Genomic DNA, 1,877 nt, shown 5'->3' on the forward strand with positions numbered 1-1,877 from the left:
TCCCTGAAAGGTAAGCTAGGGTATAAAGCTATCATAGAATTCTTGCAGAGCTTACAACAATCAGAAGGCAATAAAAAAAGCCCTTTAGGGCAAGCCTGAAAAAGAAGTGCGGTTGGCAAATCCTTCAGGCGCCTTCCGGGCGCAGGCAGGGAAAAGCCCCTTATAGGGGCAGAGCAAACCACCGGCTAAGCCGGTGGTCATGATTAAATTTTAAACTCAGATTTATATAAATGGTTATATAAAGTGGTGCAAAAATTGATTATAATAGAATCAATTAATTTCAGGAGGTTAAATCCTATGTTTAAAGTGGATAAAGCCATGTCACGGTCAAATATACCCAGGACGATCAGATTTAATGAAGAACTTTTTGATGTATTGGCCGAAATTTCCAGCAGTGAAAAGATATCTTTTAATTCTTTGGTTTTACAATGCTGCCAATATGCAATCCGTAACTATGATAACGGCGGAGATTCTGTTGAGATAAAGGATGATAATTGATGGACAGGCAGGCTGTGCTTTTTACTGCAGGAGGAATGTTCATTGATACTGTCATATTATTTTTTTATTTGAATTGTCATAATATCAAAGAGAACAGGCGGCTGCACTCTGTTTTTGGGTACTTATCTTATTTCCTGATTAATTATATACTGGGAAGCACCGCTTTGCCGGTCTGCACCAGGGCAGTCTGCAACCTGGGCATGATTATGATCATCGAATATTACTTATATGACAGAATGAACGGCTTTCAGATTATAAAAGAAGCAATCATGTTTATTTTGCTGCTGGGAGTTGCGGAATTACTGATTATGCCTGTAATCTTTCTTCTGGCTAATGATTATGATGCGAATATATTCAATGATTCTTCCAGATATGATCTGTGGCTGATTTCCATGGGCTTATCCAGAATGATTGCATTGATTTTCTTTCTGCTGTTCAGAAAATTTCAAAATCAAAACTATGAGAAATTAGATAAACGGGAGAAACTGAATCTTTTTTCGCCGCTGACCATATCATTCATCAGTTTTTTGCTTATAACAAAATTAGTTATTGATTATGATGAGTTAAGAAAAGAATATCTAATTGTAATGCTGGTATCAATTGCAAGCTTGCTGGTTATTTCCACAATGCTTCATATCATATTTCTGGAGAAGTATATTCATTACAGGGACAGGGACCAGGAATTGTCCATGCTGAAGCAGAAAAACAGTATGCAGTATGAATACTACAAAAATCAGAAAGAAACCTTTGATAATATGCGGATTATGTATCATGATCTGAAAAATCATATGCTTCTTTCCTCTTTAAATCCTGATTATCTGGCAGAGATAAAAAGTAATTTAAGTCAGTTTGAACATTTTTCGGATACAGGAAATGGCATTCTCAATATTTTACTCTGGAAAAAGTATATCGAAGCGAGTAAATACGGTATAGAGCTGGAATCTGTTATTGAAAAAGCAGATTTAAATTTCATTGAGGATATGGATCTCTGTTCGATTGTGGGCAATATACTTGATAATGCACTGGAAGCCTGTAAAGAAGTGGACCGCAACCAGATTCCGGAAATATCTGTCCGCATAGGAAAAATAAATAACTTTATTGTTTTTAAAATTGAAAATGACTGTGTTGGAAGTCTCCGCAAAAAACGCAGTGAGAATCTGTTTGAAACGACGAAGACAGAAAAGGATATGCATGGTATCGGACTTCGCAGTGTAAAGCGGGCAGTGGAAAAATATGATGGGAACTGTGCATTCGAATGTACCAGTCATAAATTCACGACTGAGATATTAATACCAATACCAATTATTCGTTAAGAATGCCTTTTTATCACATATCAATTGCATTTTATCAATAAGGAGTTTAGTGTGAAAGAAAGTAGA

At 36.1% G+C, this 1,877-nt stretch carries 2 protein-coding genes; both read left to right on the top strand.

The genetic code is table 11. The features are described from left to right. The first annotated feature begins 297 nt into the window (after positions 1-297). Complete coding sequence (locus tag DS742_RS28330; protein WP_117420247.1) at positions 298-498, top strand: hypothetical protein; 201 nt, start codon at positions 298-300, stop codon at positions 496-498. Next, positions 498-1,811 carry a sensor histidine kinase gene (locus DS742_RS28335; RefSeq protein ID WP_117420248.1) on the top strand — a complete coding sequence of 438 codons (1,314 nt, stop codon included), beginning with the start codon at positions 498-500 and terminating at the stop codon, positions 1,809-1,811. The genes DS742_RS28330 and DS742_RS28335 overlap by 1 nt, the downstream gene beginning before the upstream one ends. Positions 1,812-1,877 lie beyond the last annotated feature (66 nt).

Source organism: Lacrimispora amygdalina (assembly GCF_003432035.1).
Taxonomy (GTDB): Bacteria; Bacillota; Clostridia; order Lachnospirales; family Lachnospiraceae; genus Lacrimispora; species Lacrimispora amygdalina.